Annotated in this window: 15 protein-coding genes; 5 read left to right on the top strand and 10 right to left on the bottom strand. The window is 61.4% G+C overall.

Annotated elements, in window-relative coordinates; translation table 11 throughout:
- Positions 1-244: 244 nt before the first annotated feature.
- The 6 genes from NE852_RS32550 to NE852_RS32525 all read right to left on the bottom strand — a co-directional run bounded on the left by NE852_RS32550 (position 245) and on the right by NE852_RS32525 (position 6,641).
- Entirely contained in the window at positions 245-1,306 is a 1,062-nt protein-coding gene (locus NE852_RS32550; RefSeq protein ID WP_008532786.1) for an ABC transporter ATP-binding protein, read from the bottom strand.
- 22 nt (positions 1,307-1,328) lie between these two features.
- Positions 1,329-2,183 carry a sugar phosphate isomerase/epimerase gene (locus NE852_RS32545; RefSeq protein WP_037174171.1) on the bottom strand — a complete coding sequence of 285 codons (855 nt, stop codon included), beginning with the start codon at positions 2,181-2,183 and terminating at the stop codon, positions 1,329-1,331.
- A 27-nt stretch (positions 2,184-2,210) separates the two neighbouring features.
- On the bottom strand, positions 2,211-3,446 hold the full coding sequence (locus NE852_RS32540) for an ROK family transcriptional regulator (protein WP_008532788.1): 1,236 nt from the start codon (positions 3,444-3,446) through the stop codon (positions 2,211-2,213).
- 43 nt (positions 3,447-3,489) lie between these two features.
- The gene (locus NE852_RS32535) at positions 3,490-4,332 is read right to left on the bottom strand and encodes a carbohydrate ABC transporter permease (protein ID WP_008532790.1); all 843 of its coding nucleotides are present in this window, start codon (positions 4,330-4,332) and stop codon (positions 3,490-3,492) included.
- On the bottom strand, positions 4,329-5,258 hold the full coding sequence (locus NE852_RS32530; RefSeq protein WP_037174164.1) for a carbohydrate ABC transporter permease: 930 nt from the start codon (positions 5,256-5,258) through the stop codon (positions 4,329-4,331). The genes NE852_RS32535 and NE852_RS32530 overlap by 4 nt, the downstream gene beginning before the upstream one ends.
- Before the next feature lie 84 nt (positions 5,259-5,342).
- Entirely contained in the window at positions 5,343-6,641 is a 1,299-nt protein-coding gene (locus NE852_RS32525) for an extracellular solute-binding protein (RefSeq protein ID WP_008532794.1), read from the bottom strand.
- 337 nt (positions 6,642-6,978) lie between these two features.
- On the opposite strand from NE852_RS32525, the gene NE852_RS32520 reads away from it, so the two are divergent.
- Positions 6,979-8,025 carry a Gfo/Idh/MocA family protein gene (locus NE852_RS32520; RefSeq protein ID WP_037174172.1) on the top strand — a complete coding sequence of 349 codons (1,047 nt, stop codon included), beginning with the start codon at positions 6,979-6,981 and terminating at the stop codon, positions 8,023-8,025.
- 30 nt (positions 8,026-8,055) lie between these two features.
- Here NE852_RS32520 and NE852_RS32515 read toward each other — a convergent pair whose 3' ends face one another.
- The 4 genes from NE852_RS32515 to NE852_RS32500 all read right to left on the bottom strand — a co-directional run bounded on the left by NE852_RS32515 (position 8,056) and on the right by NE852_RS32500 (position 10,938).
- Positions 8,056-9,195, bottom strand: coding sequence for an ROK family transcriptional regulator (locus tag NE852_RS32515; RefSeq protein ID WP_008532796.1), 1,140 nt, complete (start codon positions 9,193-9,195; stop codon positions 8,056-8,058).
- 279 nt (positions 9,196-9,474) lie between these two features.
- Positions 9,475-9,663 (bottom strand): hypothetical protein, encoded by a 189-nt coding sequence (locus NE852_RS32510; protein ID WP_008532797.1) that lies wholly within the window; start codon positions 9,661-9,663, stop codon positions 9,475-9,477.
- 610 nt (positions 9,664-10,273) lie between these two features.
- Positions 10,274-10,651 (bottom strand): type II toxin-antitoxin system VapC family toxin, encoded by a 378-nt coding sequence (locus tag NE852_RS32505; RefSeq protein WP_008532798.1) that lies wholly within the window; start codon positions 10,649-10,651, stop codon positions 10,274-10,276.
- Positions 10,648-10,938, bottom strand: a complete 291-nt coding sequence (locus NE852_RS32500) for a type II toxin-antitoxin system Phd/YefM family antitoxin (protein ID WP_008532799.1) — start codon at positions 10,936-10,938, stop codon at positions 10,648-10,650. Before NE852_RS32500 ends, NE852_RS32505 begins: the two co-directional genes overlap by 4 nt.
- A 679-nt stretch (positions 10,939-11,617) precedes the next feature.
- On the opposite strand from NE852_RS32500, the gene NE852_RS32495 reads away from it, so the two are divergent.
- The 4 genes from NE852_RS32495 to NE852_RS32480 all read left to right on the top strand — a co-directional run bounded on the left by NE852_RS32495 (position 11,618) and on the right by NE852_RS32480 (position 15,993).
- Positions 11,618-11,785 carry a DUF1612 domain-containing protein gene (locus NE852_RS32495; protein ID WP_258157088.1) on the top strand — a complete coding sequence of 56 codons (168 nt, stop codon included), beginning with the start codon at positions 11,618-11,620 and terminating at the stop codon, positions 11,783-11,785.
- A complete protein-coding gene (locus NE852_RS32490) occupies positions 11,737-12,258 on the top strand; it encodes a DUF1612 and helix-turn-helix domain-containing protein (RefSeq protein ID WP_258157086.1) in 522 nt (173 codons plus the stop codon). Before NE852_RS32495 ends, NE852_RS32490 begins: the two co-directional genes overlap by 49 nt.
- 227 nt (positions 12,259-12,485) lie before the next feature.
- A complete protein-coding gene (locus NE852_RS32485) occupies positions 12,486-13,556 on the top strand; it encodes an AAA family ATPase (RefSeq protein WP_037174167.1) in 1,071 nt (356 codons plus the stop codon).
- Entirely contained in the window at positions 13,462-15,993 is a 2,532-nt protein-coding gene (locus NE852_RS32480) for a S8 family peptidase (protein WP_205621976.1), read from the top strand. Before NE852_RS32485 ends, NE852_RS32480 begins: the two co-directional genes overlap by 95 nt.
- Positions 15,994-16,153: the final 160 nt, after the last annotated feature.

Raw genomic sequence — 16,153 nt, 5'->3', positions numbered from 1 at the left:
CGGCAGCAATCTCTCGGATAACGATTTTCGGGATCAAAAGCCCTTCTAACCGTTATTATCCGCGATTCTCCGATGCCGGCCAAGAAATTTAAGGTTAACGCATATTAACCTTTTCGACGCTCGTTCAAGCACTTGGCGGCTCGCTGCACGCTGTCTGGAAGGGCCGGGAATTTGGGCCGGGGGCGCTGATGACGCGCCCCCGGCGTCGCCCGGCCGAAGGGGAGGGGGCATTCGGCGGGCGGGCTTAGCTCAATGGCGCTTCGCCCGATGTGATGCGCTGTTCGTCCGCGCCGAAGAGGTGAACGGTGTCGTGGCCGGGCGCGATCCTCAACACGTCGCCGGGGGCGGCCCTGATGCGCTCGCGGAAGACACAGGTCAGCGTCTGCCCTCCCAGCCGGACGAGGACGAGGGTTTCCGATCCGGTCGGCTCGACGACGATTGTCGTCACCTCGATGCCCTCGGGGTCGAGCATGATATGTTCGGGACGGATGCCGTAGGTCACGGCATCCCGTGGCCGGCGTTCGCTCGGCAGCAGCAGGCCGTCCTCGGTCCGGAACCCGTCCTCGGTCATCGTGCCCTGGATGAAATTCATCGCCGGCGAGCCGATGAAGCCTGCGACGAACAGATTGTTCGGGCGGTCGTAGAGTTCGAGCGGCGAGCCGGACTGCTCGATCAGGCCGTCCTTCATCACGACGATCTTGTCGGCCATGGTCATGGCCTCGATCTGGTCGTGGGTGACGTAGATCGTCGTCGTCTGCAGCCGCTGATGCAGTTCCTTGATCTCCGAGCGCATCTGCACCCGGAGCTTGGCATCGAGGTTGGACAGCGGTTCGTCGAAGAGGAAGACGGCCGGGTCGCGCACGATCGCCCGCCCCATGGCGACGCGCTGTCGTTGCCCGCCCGACAGCTGTTTCGGATAGCGCTCGAGCAGGGTTTCCAAGCCGAGGATCTTCGCCGCATTGCCGACCCGCTGGTCGATCTCCGATCTCGGCATGCGCTTCAGCCGCAGGGAAAAGCCCATGTTCTTCGCCACCGTCATGTGCGGATAGAGGGCATAGTTCTGGAACACCATGGCGATATCGCGATCCTTCGGCGCAAGCTCGTTGACGATGTGCCTGCCGATCTGGATCTTGCCCGAGGTGATGCCCTCCAGGCCGGCGATCATTCTGAGCAGCGTCGATTTCCCGCAGCCGGAGGGGCCGACCAGCACGACGAATTCTCCGTCGCCGATATCGACCGACACGCCTTTGATGGCTTTGAACGCGCCGTAATCCTTGCGCGCATTGCTGACCGAAACATGGGCCATGAAACTCCTCCCGAATTCGCCGTCAAAGTCCGTTCAAGACACTTTTGAGATAATCGAGGCCGAGGCGCTCGCCCTCTTTGCGGGCGGCCAGATCCTTGCCCGGCCAGCCATAGGCGGCATCCTCATGCTCGATCGAAAGCGTGCCGTTAAAACCGTGGCCGCGCGCCTGCCTGATGAAACGCGGCCAGTCGAGGAGGCCGAAACCCGGCAGCTTGTACTGCCACCAGCCCCTGCTGTGATAACCGAGCGCCTGCAGGGCCTCTCTGTCGATCACCGTGTCCTTGGCATGAAGAATGGCGATGCGATCCTTCACCGCCTCGAGCGCCCGATAGGGATCGACGCCGATGCGGATGAGATGCGAGGGATCGAATTCGAGGCCGAAGCGGCGATCGGTAATCCGGCGGAAAAGCTCCTGCCATCCTCTGGGCGTCGTCCCGATGAAGTTGTCTTTCGGCCCGGGCCAGTTTTCGATCGCGAAGGTCAGGCCGCTTTCTCTGGTCTCTGCGATCAGCTCGTTCGCGAAGTCGGCGAAGTCGTCGTAATTGGCTTCTTCGCTCGCCGTGTCGTCTCGGCCGGGGAAGATCACGAAGATCGGAACGCCGGTGCCGCCGATCGCTTTGGCAAATTCTGACGTTCTTGCCCGAAGCTCCAGGCGCTTGTCGCGGTCGGCATCGAGCTGGTTGCCGAAAAAAGTGATGGAGGAGACGAAGAGGCCGCGGCTTCTGGCAAGCGAGACGGCATCCTCCACCCGCTCGGGCGTCCTGATATGGCCGCCGACATCGATCTCGATCGCTTCGAAACCGGCCGATGCGGCGAAATCCACCACTTCCTCCAGCGGGCGGTCATTGTATGTCGAGGTATAGAAGCCGATCTTCACCATATCCTCCCGGGCCTTTCGGCCGTTTCAACTGTTCAGCCGATCCATATTCTTGAGTGGCGAGCGGGTGCGTTGGGCCACATCAGCCGATGCGAGCATCAGCGCCGCCGCCATCGGCATCGCCGCCGCGCCCATGGCCGAAGCGTCCTCGCCGATCGAGGCGCGATGGAGCGAGGGCAGGTTCGTATCCTCGGCGTCGAGATGTTCGTGGACGTAACGCAGCAATTCATCGACGATGCGGATCGGCAGCCTGCCGCCGACGAGCACGGCGTCGGGATCGACGATCATGGCGATATGTTTGACGGCGACGGCGAGATGGGCGCTCATCTCCTTCAGCCACTGAGAAACGAGGCGCTTGCCGCGCGCATCGAGCGTCAGCAGATCCTGCGGAAAATTCACCTCGACGCCGTGCTTCGCCAGGAAATCATAGAGGAAGAACAGCGAGAATATCTCGCCGAGAAGCTGGACCTTGTGCGCCTCGCCGTCGCCATCGGCGATGGGAAGCCAGCCGATCTCGCCGCTGAGGCCCATGGCGCCGCGATGGCCGTTGCCGTCGAGAACGAGGCCGCCGCCCGGGCAGGCATTGACGGCGATATAGAAGAAGCTGCTGCTTTCCGCGCCGAGGCCGTAATCGAGCTCGGCAAGGGCTGCGGCATTGGCCTCGTTTTCGATGAAGACGGGATGCGGCGTCAGGTTTTCGAGCGCGGCGCGCACATCGAATTCCGTCCATTCCTGATAGGCCTCGGGCTTGCCGAGCAGAGAGATTTCGCCGAGCCAATCCGGCATGGCAAGGCCGATACCGGCAAGATGCGCATCGTCGATCAGCCGGCTGCGCTGGAAATGCGAGATCGCATCCGCCGTGAGCTGCATGAATTCCGCCGGCAGGATGAAGCGCTTTTCGTGGTGCACCCGGGCGCGCACATTGCCGACGGCGTCGACGGCGAGGATCGTCAGATGGTCGCGGTCGATGTTGATGCCGATCGCGAAATAGGCGTCCGGATTGATTTCGAGTTCGATCGCCGGTTGGCCCCGCAAGCCGTGCCGCCGGCGGGCTTCCATGATCAGGCCCTCGTCGAGCAGACGATCGACGATGCGGGCGATCGCCGGTTTGGTGAAGCCGGTTCGTCTGGCGATCTCGGCGCGCGAAATCGGCGCCTGGCGGTGGATGCAGCGCAGGACGACCGCCCTGTTGTGCTCGCCCGCATCCTCGACATTGGCGCCCGTCAGATCGGGAGAGAGCCTGGCGGCCGGTGTCTGGTTCATGCGTTCGATCCTTCCTCGCGCGTGGAGAGTGAATGAGATCCTCTCATCCCTTCACCGCGCCGCTGGTCATCGCGCCGAGGATCAGCCTCTGGAGCGACAGGAAGGCCACGATCGCCGGAACGACCGAGATCAGGCAGGCGGCGGCAAGCAGTTGGATGGACGAGTCGGTCTGCATGCCGCGGAAGTTAAAGATTCCGACGCCGATCGGCATCAGGTCATTTTTGGTGAGCAGCAGGAAAGGCACCAGGAATTGCGACCAGCCGGCAATGACCGTGATGATGAAGACCGACGCGATGCCCGGCGCTGACAGGGGAAGGATGATGCGCCAGAAGACCGAGAAGCGGTTGCAGCCGTCGATCATCGCCGCCTCGTCGAGGCTGCGTGGAATGCCGTCGACCGTGCTCTTCAATAGCCATGTCGCCAGGGGAACGCCGAGAGCGATATAGACCATGACGACGGCAAAATGCGTGTCGAGCAGGCCGAGGCGGTTCATGTAGCGATAGAGCGGCACCATGATGACGAGCGGCGAGATCATCTGGAAGAGCAGCAGGCTCATCATCGAGAGCCCCTTGCCGCGGAACTGGAAGCGGGAGAAAGCGTAAGCGGCGGGCAACGCAACGATCAGCACGCCGAGGCCGCTCAAGGCGGCAAGCTTGAGGCCGTTCCAGAGATAGATCGGAAAGTAGCTGTTGTTCAGAACCGTGATGAAATTCTGGATGGTGGGATTGTCGGGAATATAACGCGCCGCGCCGCGATAGACCTCGCGCTTGTCACGCAGCGCCATCGACAGCAGATAGGTGAGGGGGCCGGCGAAGAACACGAACATCACCAGCATGAAGAGATAGCTCAGGGCATCGCCGAGTCGCGTTCCGGTGCGTCCGCTCATTGCTCTTCCTCCTTCGGCAGGAACGACGCATAGACGAAGGCAAGGCCGAGGCTGATGATCAGCATCAGCACGGAAAGCACGCTGCCGCCGGAGAGATCGTAATTTCGGAAGACGATGTTGAAGACGTAGAGCGAGATCACCTCGGTCGCGCGCCCCGGTCCGCCGCCGGTCAGCGTGATGATCGCATCGAAGGTGTTCACCGTCTGGATGGTTATCAGGATCATGTTGACGAGGATGGCGGCACGCAGCTGCGGCAGCGTGACGAAGAAGAACTGCTGCGAGGCCGTAGCGCCATCGACTTCAGCTGCTTCATAGAGCGAGGGATCGATCGATTTCAGCGCCGCATACATGACGACCATCGAAAAGGCCGTGCCGCGCCAGATGTTGGAGATCAGCGTCGACCAGGGCGCCATTGCCGGGTCGGAAAGCCAGGCAACGGTTGGCATGTGCATCAACCGCAAAATGCTGTTCAGCGCGCCGTAAGGCGCTTCGGAAAACAGCATCTGCCAGATGATGCCGCCGGCAATGCCCGGCACGACCCAGGCGACGAGCGCCGTCGTCCGCAGGATCGTGGTGCCGAACAGGCCGCGCTTTTCGCCGCGGATAACGGTGACGGCGACCGCCAGACCGAGGATCTGCTGGCCGATGACGCTGCCGCCGACGAAGATCAGCGTCGCCCAGAGAATGTCGGGCAGCTGCGGCGAACTCAGCGCATTGGTGATCGAACCAAACGTATATTGCTGGTTTTCGCCGATCAGCGTCGCATTGGTGAAGGAAAGCCGGAAAACATCGATGACGGGATAGAGGTAGAATATGCCGATGACGACGATCACGGGCATGATCCAGGGCAGGGGCGCACCTGCGAACCGGCGCATGAACGTTCTGCTTTGAGGCGGGCTGTCAGCCTCGATGGCAATAGGGCTCATTGGCATCTCTGTCCGGGTTGGCACTGTCGACGGCGCCTCAAAGACAGGCGCCGCCGTGGTCGAAAGCGTCAGAAAAGCCCGGGATCAGAGGCGCTTGTAAGCCTCCATCGCCGCGCTGAATGCGGCATCCAGGGCTTCTTCCGGTTTCTTCGTTCCCGAAAGCACGTCGCCCATCATGATCTGGATCTGGTTCGAGATCTCGGGATAGATCGGCACGCCGGGGCGGGCCTGGCCGTCGACCAGCGCGTTGGCGAAGGTCTTGTTGGCTTCCGTCGAGAAGACCTCATACTTGTCGAAGAGCGACTTGCGGGTCGGCAGCTGCTGCTGCAGTGCGTTGGCCGGGCCCATATAGACGTCGCGCGCCAGGTTGGCGCACATCTCGATCTTCTCCTTGTCCTTGCTGAAGGAGGCGACCGTCCAGCCGCCGGTGCCCGTCGACTTCTGGTCGGCCGTAGGCCCTGGGATCGGCGAGAAGGTCCAGTTCTTGAATTCGTCTGGGTCGAGCGTGGTCTTCAGCTGTGCGTATTGCCAGTTGCCGCCGATGAAGAGCGCCGTTGTCGCCGCTGCCGCCGCCGCGTTCATATCGTCGTAGTTGGCGATCGTGGTGACGCGCTTCGGTGCCGCACCGGAATCGACGAGATCCTTGAAGTAGTTCAGCGCCTTCAGGAATTTCTCCTTGTTCTCGCCTTCGCCGAAGACCGGCTTGCCCGAGTCGTCGACGAGCTTGCCGCCGAGCGCCCAGTAATTGGCGAGCCAGTCGAAGGTCGTGCCTTCCCAGCGCCCGCCGTTGAAGAGAACGCCTTCCATGCCCTCCTTGGTGGAGGCAAGGGCGGCCTTCTTCAGGTCGTCCCAGGTCTTCGGCGCATCTGATACAACCGACTTGTTGCGGTAGAGGACGCGAAGGTCGGTATCCCACCACCAGGCACGGATGGTCTTGTCCTTGTCGGTGATGCCGTCGCGGATGAAGGGGAAGAGGTCGGCGACTTCTTCCTTGGAGAAATAGGGCGTGAAATCGGCCAGCACGTGGTTGACCATGAATTGCGAGAGCACGAAGGAGTCGACGGCGGCGCAATCCGGCGCGTTGCCGGCTTTGGCCTGCTCCAGCATCTTGGCCTGTTCGGTGCCGATGTCGGAGGACATGAACTGCATCTGCAATTTCCAGTCCGGGTGCTTCTTGATGAACTCGACGAAGAGCTTCTGGTAGCCCTCGGCGATGGCGGGGTCGGAATTGTTCGGGCTGTCGTTCGTCAGGCGGACGACGAGGGTTTTGGCCGCATCGGCAAGGCCGATCCGGTCTTTGGTGGCAAGTTCCTGGGCAAAAACGGCGGATGCTGAAAATAAGACAGTGCTCAGCGCCAATGCGCTGACGGTCGCGCTCTTCATGATGGGTCTCCTCCCCATTTTGAACGAATACAGCCAGGCGGTCGGTTGACCTCTCCTCATTTCCGTGCTGCATTAATTAGATTAAGTTACTTTGATTTGATGTCAAGCCAGAGCTTGGGAGGTTGAGATGCTGGCGACATTCAACAGCAGCTAGCGCGCGCCCGCCTTTTCGGAAGGGAGGCGCGCCAAATTAAAATTGACGCGACGTCCGGTCGGATGCGCGGCGCATTTACCCGCAATTTTCCTGAAGAAAAGCATGAGCGATCGCGGTCGGCCGCGATGGCGAGGTTTGGTTTGTCCGGCTGCACGCGGCCGGAAACTGTCCATGGAGGAGAAGATGCGTTTACTCATTCTCGGCACCGGCGGCATGGCCAACCAGCACGCCGCGCGCTTCAAGGCGATTGAAGGCGTCAGCGTCGTCGGCGGCGTCGACGTCATTGCTGAAAGGCTTGCCGCCTTCTGCACCGAACATGGCATTGCCCATCATTTCACCTCGCTCGAAGAGGCGCTCGCGTGGGGCGAATTCGATGCGGTGGCGAATGTCACCCCTGACAGCATCCACCATCCGACGACGCTGCAGGCGATTGCTGCCGGCAAGCATGTCTTCTGCGAAAAGCCGCTCGCCACCGACGCGGTCAAAGCCATGGAAATGACCGAGGCGATCGAGCGGGCCGGCAAGGTCGGCATGGTCAACCTCACCTATCGCAATTCGCCGGCCCTGCAGAAGGGCCGGCAGATGGTGCTCGCCGGCGAGATCGGCGCGGTGCGCCACGTCGAAGCGTCGCATCTGCAAAGCTGGCTGGTCGGCCGCCACTGGGGCGATTGGAAGAGCGAGAGCAAATGGCTGTGGCGGCTGAGCAAGAAGCACGGGTCGAACGGCGCGCTCGGCGACATCGGCATCCACATCGTCGATTTCGCCTCTTATGGATCAGGCCTCGACATCGTCCATGTCTTTGCGCGGCTGAAGACCTTCGACAAGGCGCCGGACCATAAGATCGGCGAATATGATCTCGACGCCAATGACAGCTTCACGATGAACGTCGATTTCACCAATGGCGCGATCGGCACGATCCAGGCGACGCGCACGGCCGCCGGCCAGATGGATCAGCTGCGCCTCCGGGTCTATGGCGAAACCGGCTCGATCGAGATGATCTACGACACCGGCAAATCGACGCTGCGCGCCTGCCTTGGCGAAGATGTGCACACGGCGACCTGGCGCGACGTTTTCTTCGATCCTGTCGAGACGAATTACCAGCGTTTCGTCCAGGCGGTGCGGGCGGGCAAGACCCAGGAACCGTCCTTCCGCCGCGCCGCCAATATCCAGAAGGTGCTCGACCAGGCGATCGCCTCCGATCTCAGCCACGCCGACGAGGCGCTGACGTGAGCCGGCTAAAGCGCGCCGCGCTTGCGGCGCTCACGCCGAAGCCGGTGGCAGCAGAAGCGTGTTGAGGAAGGGCAGGAGGGCGGCCCCCAGCGCCACGCCGCCGCCGCTGAAGCTTGCCGGCCGCATCGGCGAAATCCAGGGCGTCAGCAGCGGCCTGGTCGAGGTGTCGCGCCGCTCGACGGAAAGCTGATGGATCAGCGCTTCGATCACGCCCTGCGGCAGGTCGCCGCCAATCATCACGACGCTCGGGGCGATGAAGCCCGCCATGGCAATGATCGGGTCGAGCAGATGCCCCGCCGCCTCGCGTATCCATTGCGACAGCGACGGCGAAAAGAATTCCTCGCCCTTCAGCAGCCGCGCGAAGTCCTCATCGCCGATGCGTGATCGCAGCGAGCCGAAACCGACAACGGTGTTGAGCTCAACGTTATCAGGCCCGGTCAGCATTTCGCCGATGCTGCCCGCCCGCCCGTGCATGCCGGAATAGGGAATGCCCCGAATGAGAAAGCCCGCCTGCACATCGTCGTCTATGATGATCATCGCGAGCCCGCCCTCCGGCACGGCGCTGCCGATCGTGCGCTCGGCAAGCAGGCTCGCCGTACATTCGTTTTCGACGCAGGGTCGCGCGATCATCGACATTGCGGAGAGCTGTTCGCTGCGCGCATCGCTCCAATCGTTGGCGGCGATCCCGATCCCGACAATCGGCAATGCCGCGTGCCGATCGGCCATGTCCCTGACCGCCGCATGCACCGCGCCGACCCCGTCTTCCGGCTCCACGTCGAAATAGACCCGGTCATGCACCTGGCCGCTGAGATCGATCAACACGATCTCGCCGCGCGTCCGGCGAAGCTTGACCCCGATCGAAAACGCACCCTCCGGCCGCAGCGCGAATTCCGTAGCTGTGGCACCACCGCCGAGCCCGTTGCGCCGGTTCGACGTCACAAGCTTCTCTTCGGCCAGCCTGCGCAGAATATTGGTGATCCCAGGCCCGGTCAGCCCGCTATGCCGCCCAAGCTCGGTGCGCGTCAGCGGCCCGTGCCGCCGGATCGCTTCCAGGATGACGCGGATATTCCGGTCGGCGATTTCCCCCGACCTCAGCCCGACCGTTTTGGCGCGCGGGGCGCCCATCTCCTGGGTGTGAAGCCGACGCGGCCCTGACCGAAGATACCGCATGACTGTCTTTCCTAGAGCACCATTCCGGTTGTGTACCTCATCCGCTGGCGATGTCCCCTAAGTATTTTCCAATTGAGCTCTGCAAGCAATTGATTCTATTGAAGCGCGCGCCGATATGTTTGCTATCACTTTCCAAATGTAAAAAAGCCCGGTAATCCGGGCTTGGCAGACGTTTTTTAGCCGAGCCTCGCATCAATCCGGATGGCTCCGGATCGCGGCGTCGGTTCTGACGGCTTTTCCAATTTGATGCCTCCGGAGCTCTTCCGAGCGGCGATTTCCCTAATAGCTGCAAGGACGATCGTTGCCGAATCCGTCTCGGCAGGCAGGTCTGAGCCCATAGTCGACGCTGCTATATCCGATCGAGCCCGTTTGCATCGAGTCGCTCGAACTCGTCGTGCAGGACGATACCGACACGGCCAGCATGATGACGGCAGCCGCGGCTGTCGATAATTTGCGGACTTGAAACATCTCACCCTCCCTAGCGCTGCCGGACATCGGCGATACCAGTGCTGTTCCCAGGCAAATAGGGCGGGCAGGGGGTTCTGTAACCAATACCGTCTATCAATATCTCGTTATTCGATGAGAGCCTCCGCGGCGTCGACGCGTTAACGATCTTGTTGCCACGGCGTTCGCCTAAGACACGCCGGAAGTCAGAACTGGCGCAACGTTTTCGATCACATCAGACCGATTGTACCGAAACTTGCGAATGCTTCGGCCGCGCCAGACGCAGGTCTCGCCAATAACTCAACTTGAAGAACTTGCGGCCTTCAAAGGTGCTCTGGCGTTTGGCGTCTCCCCGGATCTTTCGTGGCGAGCAAGTGGCAGAGGGAGAGGAGGGAGGGGGATTTTCCGACGGGTTTGGATATGCCATTTTCGGCATCGAGTTCCGACCGTTCCATCCAGCGGCAGTATATCACTATGTTGTCGTCTGGCAAAAAGATCGAAAGCTAAGTGATAGCCTTAGATTTGCAGCGGAACAGCTGGCCATGGCTCCGACGGATCAAGCTGCTTGGTGGATCTCAATCGAGACACGGTCATTAAGCCTTTGGTATGGTTGTCTTCTTCATCGCCATTGCACTCACCAAACCCGCTCATGTAAAATCGCATCGAAAACCACATCGGTCGAGACGAAAGCGCAGTGCTCCAGCCGCGTCTGGGCGGCGAGGATGCGATCCCAGGGATTGCGGTGATCCCAATCAAAGCTCGCTGCTAGCTCGGCATGCAGATCGCTTATGGCGAGCGTCTGCAAACCGCTGGCGGTGACCGCGGCGCGCAGTTCCTGCGGCTTCAGGTCGAGCTTCTTCAGCCGCATCTTGTTGTCGAGCTCGTAGAAGGAGACCGCGCTGACCAGGACGTTGTTGGTCTTGTCTTCGATCAGCGCCCGGGCCTTGTCGGATAGCCGGTCGCTGCCGATCGTCCACCAGTAGACGGCGTGGCTGTCGAGCAGCACCTTCATGCCTTGAACTCGTGATCGGCCGGCTTGCCCTGCCAGACGCCGACGTCGTCGTTGAAGTCGCCGGCATCGATCGCCGCCTGTTCGGTATTGACATCGTCGAACAGATCGTCCGGCAGGCCGCGCTGGCGCAGCAGCCCGAACGGCCGCTTGCCGCCGTCGGCCGGGCCGATGCGGGCATAAACTTCATTGCCGCGCATGATGACAATCTCCTCGCCCTGGTTGGCGCGTTCGAGCACCTCGGCGAAGTTTTTGCGGGCCTCGCTGATCTTGTAGCTGGTCTGGGGCATCGGGCGCTCCGCTATTTGAGGCAAAAATAGCACCCTGAGCGTCAGCGTACAAGCCATCTGTACATATCACCTCCGATAAGCAGTACTTATCGGAAGTGAGTGGCCGCGGCTCGTATCGTTGTGGGTGGCGGAAGCAATATCTGAACTAACTTCTAGTTAATCGACTGTTTACCATAAATTCAATGGGTTATGATTTGTGTAAATCACCCATAACGAGCCTTCTGCGTTTCTGCGGCCGATTTCGAACGCGACATCCGTTTTGTCGCGGCTCCACGAGCACATCGCCCACTTGACGCTCGGCGTGGGCTGGATCGAACGATCGCATTTCGCCGATGCCTGCGCCTCGCTGTGGATCGGCAGTAAGCTGGTGCACCTCCAGGACATGGTGCTGCATGACGCCCGTCGACGTCCGTGCGCCAACCCACGAACCGACCATCGCCCGCGACGTCCTGAGAACCCGTCGGCGCATCGCCGCGCAACCGCCTGGCTGGGCGCTCAGCACCGACGGTCTGCGCAGCCTGCGCGGGCAGGAGAGCGAAGACGCGGCGGATGCCGCCAGCGACGAAGGCGCAAGCGTCAGGCAGCCGGCGCCCGCGGCAACCGCCGGGGCGGGGGAGGGGGAGGCGGCCATGCTCCAGGCCGACGATGCCTTCGCCGCGAACCTCGCCGAATCGACGCGTTGCTGGTTCGGTCGGCGGCGGCGATCGCCGAAGCCAAGGCGCCCGGCCGAAACGGCGGGTGGGACAAGGAATCGCTGGTCTACGATCTCGATTGGGACGGGGATGGACGCCTCGCCGAGTGGCGCGCCGTCCTTACGGAAACCGACGGTCTGCGACCGGTGTTGTAGGCGATCATCGCCCCCGACGCCTGGAACGATCTGCAGGTGCTGCAGCACGCGCCTGGCTCGGCCGGCTGCTGGCGGCTGAAACGCTGCGGCAAGCGGGTGTCACGACAGGCGCGCATTTCGACGCCGTCAATCTCGGCCTCAAACCATCGCCGTTGAGCGTCGCCGCCATCGCGCGCGCGATACAAGGCCGCTGGCGGTCGTCAACGGCATCATCGCGGCCGCCGCTCGGCCTCAAGGAGCACGACCGGCTGGCGCTGGCGCGAACTATGATGGAGCGGCGCCTGGTCGGTCGGCGATCGTCCTCGCATCTGCCGGGTCTGGTGGAACTTGTGATGTCCCGGCCGCTGGTCTCGGCCGGCATGGTCGCCGAGGCGCTCGAGGTGACGCCGCGCGCGGCGCTCCGGATCGTTGAGGAGCCGGGCTCGAGGGAGATGACCGGGAGGGGGAGGTTTCGGGCGTGGGCTGTGATTTGATCGCAGCCTAGGAAGTTGCCCTGGGCTGACACATTGCGATGCCATCGTGGGTGCATCCAGCGTCATTTCTCAGCAGCAATCAGCAGTCTGATTCCGTCGACTCTCGCGAATTTATGTATAACTGGCCCGTAATTCCACCACAGGTCTGGCGCAAGCAGACTTTGTAAACTATTTGCGGTAAGATTCGCAGAGGCGAACAAACCGGAAACGCAGAGTCAAGCGAGATCATGGCCCGTAGCGATCTTCTCATCTCCCTCGTAAGGGCCGGCGCTGCCGGGGACCGGGCGACGTTGAAGTCGACAACGGAGGCCTTAGTCGCAGACGAGCGTGCGAAAAACCATCACAGCGTCGCCGATCGGTTAGAGCGAGCGCTCGCGGCAGTCAATGTGACGCCTCCTGCGCTTACCTCAAATTCGTCGCAAGCCGGATCTGGTAAAGATACGATACTCGAACTGGAGCCTCGCACGACACTCAGTCAGTTGATGCTACCTTTCCCGGTCGCCCAGGGAGGACAACAGTTGATCGAAGAGCACACGCGCGCCGACGTATTGCGTGCGCATGGCTACGAGCCGCGTCACCGCGTCCTGCTGTCCGGACCGCCTGGCAATGGTAAGACGTCTTTCGCCGAGGCCATTGCAGAAGGCTTGGGACTTCCGTTTTTTGTGGTGAGATACGACGCGCTGATCGGAAGCTACCTGGGTGAAACGAACGCTCGCCTTCGCAAGCTGTTCGATTATGTCCGCACACGTCCGAGCGTCCTCTTCTTCGATGAGTTCGATTCGATCGGCAAGGAACGTGGCGATACGCACGAGACTGGCGAAATCAAGCGCGTCGTTTCCTTCCTTCTCATGCAGCTCGACCAACTGCCGAGCTATGTTGTCGTCATCGCTGCGACGAATCACGCTGAGTTGCTCGACCGCGCCGTATGGCGCCGGTTCCAAATGCGCCTGAGTCTTCCGGCGCCGGACCGCCAGCGCATAGAGGGCTTTCTCGACAATATAATCTCGCAATGGCCAGACCTCCCCAAAGCAACATCGAAGACAATCAGTGGAAAACTAGGCCCAGTCAGCTTCGCCGAGGCTTTGGATTTCTGCCAGAACGTGCGAAGAAGGCAGATACTCGGCTTGGGGGAGCTTTCCGTCGATGACGCTTTGCGTTCAGAACTAGACCTCTGGGCCACACGCGTGGGACCGGAAATTCTGAATGGCGAGCGATCCGACCAAACCGATGTTGCGGCTGCGCCCGAGCGCTCCCGTTCAAAGACAACCAGGCCGACAAGCAAACATCCAAAGACCTGAGCCATTTCCTCGGCAAAGGCAGGATCAGGAATTCAATCCAAAATTTACTCGGCTGGCGCAGGTGCTGCAGCGCGACCCGACGGGTCTCTCCTTGCGCGCCGATCCAACTTCACTCGCTCCCGAACGGCTTCTCGTTTTTGAAGTGAAAGGTGACGTCGCCAATTTCGCGCGCGCCGTCAATCGCGTTCCCGGTCTCGAATTGATCGAAGAGGAGGAGCTTCCAAGCGACGAGGACAAGGCACCCTTCGCTTACCTGCTGGTGCCAGACCTCGTTGCGCTTCGACAAATCCTATCGCTTTGGCAGACTTGGCTCTCCACGGGGGCTCTTCCTGATGGCTATGCGCCATGGCGTGATGTCTTCGCCTGCCTCCGTGACCTGCGGGTCTGGGGTCCTGCGGATCGCGTGCAGCCGCTCGACGCCGAAATTCTTCAAGAGGAGATTGAAGGTCGCACAGACGATGAACTTGTTCCCCTGGAGTTGGAACTGATCTATCGAGCCGCAGCGGGCGTCGGCGCTGCCGCCGAAACCGCAGTCATCCATGCGATCGCCCAGGCAGGCGGAAGCCTCATACACCGCGCGCGTATCGACGACATCGCCTACCATGCCATCCTGGCGCAAATCCCTGTCGCCTCGATCCGGATGGTGATTGACCGTGCGCCTGAAAGCTTGGCCGGCGTCGAGCCAATCATGCACATCCGGCCCCAGAGCGTTGTCACCGGCATCGAGGCCAATGACAGTGTTGAGCCTTCGGCGCCGGCGGCAGAACCGCCTGTTAGCACAGCATCGATCCTTGCCTTGCTGGACGGTGTTCCTGTCGCAGGCCATCCGCTGCTCCGACGGCACCTCAATGTCGAAGACCATTTCGGGCTCGAGCCCGATGCGCTTGTCGCTCAGCGTGTCCATGGATCCGCCATGGCATCGCTCATCGTTCACGGCGACCGCAACCGGCCCGAGCCGCCGCTTCCACGCCAGATCCACTGCATTCCCGTGATGGGGAACAATGATCGGTTTCCCCCAGACCGACTGATCGTCGATCTCATCTACCAGGCGGTCTTGCAAATGCGCGGAGGGGAGCAGCCGTCGGCTCCCTGGGTTATCATCGTCAACATTTCGTTGGGGAACCTGAGACGGCCTTTCCATGGTCAGCTATCGCCATGGGCGCGGCTGCTTGACCGCCTTGCCTATCGGTTCGGGCTTTTGTTTCTGGTGAGCGCCGGGAACGTGACGGGTAGCTTTCCCGTCTCTGCTTTCAATACCCGCATAGCCTTCGAGGATGCGACGCCCGGCGCGCGTGCCGAAGGTATCATCAATGCCATTGCGGCCGTCGTAGCAGACAGACGACTTCTCTCTCCATCCGAAACCGTTAATGGCTTGACGATCGGCGGGCGCAATCTCGACTGGGTTTCGCAAGCTGACCGGGCGTCCGCCCGGGTCAACGTCAATCCGTTCACGGACCTCGATACGGCAAACCCTTCCAGCGCGCTTGGTCCGGGTTTTGTTAACTCAGTCAAACCTGACATTCTAATGCCAGCAGCGCGCGAACATCTTCGCGTCATTGGCAGCGGTAGTAGCGTCATCGTCAGCCCTGCTGGAGCAGCGCGTGGGGCTGGCCTGAAGGTCGCAGCACCCCCGCGGCCGGGCATCGAAGGCGCCGAGGCATTCACGAATGGGACGAGCGCGGCAACAGCGCTCGCATCGCGAACGGCACATCGCATCCATGACGCACTGGAAGCGGCCTATGGCCAAGAGTTCTTGCAGCTTTCCGGAACACATCGCGCTGTCCTGTTAAAAGCTCTTCTGGTTCATCCGGCACGCTGGCCTCAGGAGGCCGCCGCTCTCGTGAAACGCTTGCTTGGCCCGTTCGGAAAGGGTCAGGCACCGCGCCAAAAAGACAATATCCGCAGGTTCTTTGGCTATGGCGTATACGACGCTGATGATGCCGTAGCCTGTGCGGCAGATCGGGCTACATTCTGGTGCGTTGGCGACCTCGGTCGTGAGCGAGTTGTCGATGTGGTTGTTCCAATCCCCGTTGCCATGGGTGCTCAGGCTCGCCCTCATTCCATTTCCGCTACTCTCGCGTGGTTCACACCCGTGCTGCCGGGGCGAAAGTCCTATCGATCCGTCAGGATGAAGATACTGGAGCCCGACGAACTCGACAGACTAGCGGTGGCAGGTCACGGTGGCCAACCCGACTTGAACCAGACCAATCGTGGGACAGTATTTACACGCCAATGGAGCGGTGACCGCGCCGCGGTCGTCACCGAAGGCATGACGATCACGCTGAAAGTCCAGCGCGATCCTGATCCTGCCGCTCCCGTCGATGAGGTGGTTCCGTTCGGCCTGGCTGTTTCACTCGAGATGCCGGGCGAGCTTCGCCTTTACGATCAGGTGCGGACACGTTTTCAGCCGCGGCCCCCACAGCGTGCGATGCCCTGAGATGCTTCAGGTCAAGAACTGACTAACGGCCTTCAATGGAATTGGCGCGGTTGGCCAAGGGACATTGGAATGTTCCCTTCCGATCCCATTTCTGGCTCTCACGGTATACCTCATGAGGCCTCTGACGGGGAGATAGCTGTGTCCTGGCACGAGAGGTCCT

This window comes from Rhizobium sp. Pop5 (assembly GCF_024721175.1).
GTDB lineage: Bacteria > Pseudomonadota > Alphaproteobacteria > Rhizobiales > Rhizobiaceae > Rhizobium.
Note: the sequence above shows the minus strand (reverse complement) of the source record. Positions and strands in the feature narration are given on the sequence as shown.

Bases quoted from the DNA above. Each gene is read 5' to 3' on its own strand.
- NE852_RS32550 (WP_008532786.1), bottom strand. From the start codon at position 1,306: ATGGCCCATGTTTCGGTCAGCAATGCGCGCAAGGATTACGGCGCGTTC.
- NE852_RS32540 (WP_008532788.1), bottom strand. From the start codon at position 3,446: ATGAACCAGACACCGGCCGCCAGGCTCTCTCCCGATCTGACGGGCGCC.
- NE852_RS32535 (WP_008532790.1), bottom strand. From the start codon at position 4,332: ATGAGCGGACGCACCGGAACGCGACTCGGCGATGCCCTGAGCTATCTC.
- NE852_RS32530 (WP_037174164.1), bottom strand. From the start codon at position 5,258: ATGAGCCCTATTGCCATCGAGGCTGACAGCCCGCCTCAAAGCAGAACG.
- NE852_RS32525 (WP_008532794.1), bottom strand. From the start codon at position 6,641: ATGAAGAGCGCGACCGTCAGCGCATTGGCGCTGAGCACTGTCTTATTT.
- NE852_RS32520 (WP_037174172.1), top strand. From the start codon at position 6,979: ATGCGTTTACTCATTCTCGGCACCGGCGGCATGGCCAACCAGCACGCC.
- NE852_RS32515 (WP_008532796.1), bottom strand. From the start codon at position 9,195: ATGCGGTATCTTCGGTCAGGGCCGCGTCGGCTTCACACCCAGGAGATG.
- NE852_RS32510 (WP_008532797.1), bottom strand. From the start codon at position 9,663: ATGTTTCAAGTCCGCAAATTATCGACAGCCGCGGCTGCCGTCATCATG.
- NE852_RS32505 (WP_008532798.1), bottom strand. From the start codon at position 10,651: ATGAAGGTGCTGCTCGACAGCCACGCCGTCTACTGGTGGACGATCGGC.
- NE852_RS32500 (WP_008532799.1), bottom strand. From the start codon at position 10,938: ATGCCCCAGACCAGCTACAAGATCAGCGAGGCCCGCAAAAACTTCGCC.
- NE852_RS32485 (WP_037174167.1), top strand. From the start codon at position 12,486: ATGGCCCGTAGCGATCTTCTCATCTCCCTCGTAAGGGCCGGCGCTGCC.
- NE852_RS32480 (WP_205621976.1), top strand. From the start codon at position 13,462: ATGGCGAGCGATCCGACCAAACCGATGTTGCGGCTGCGCCCGAGCGCT.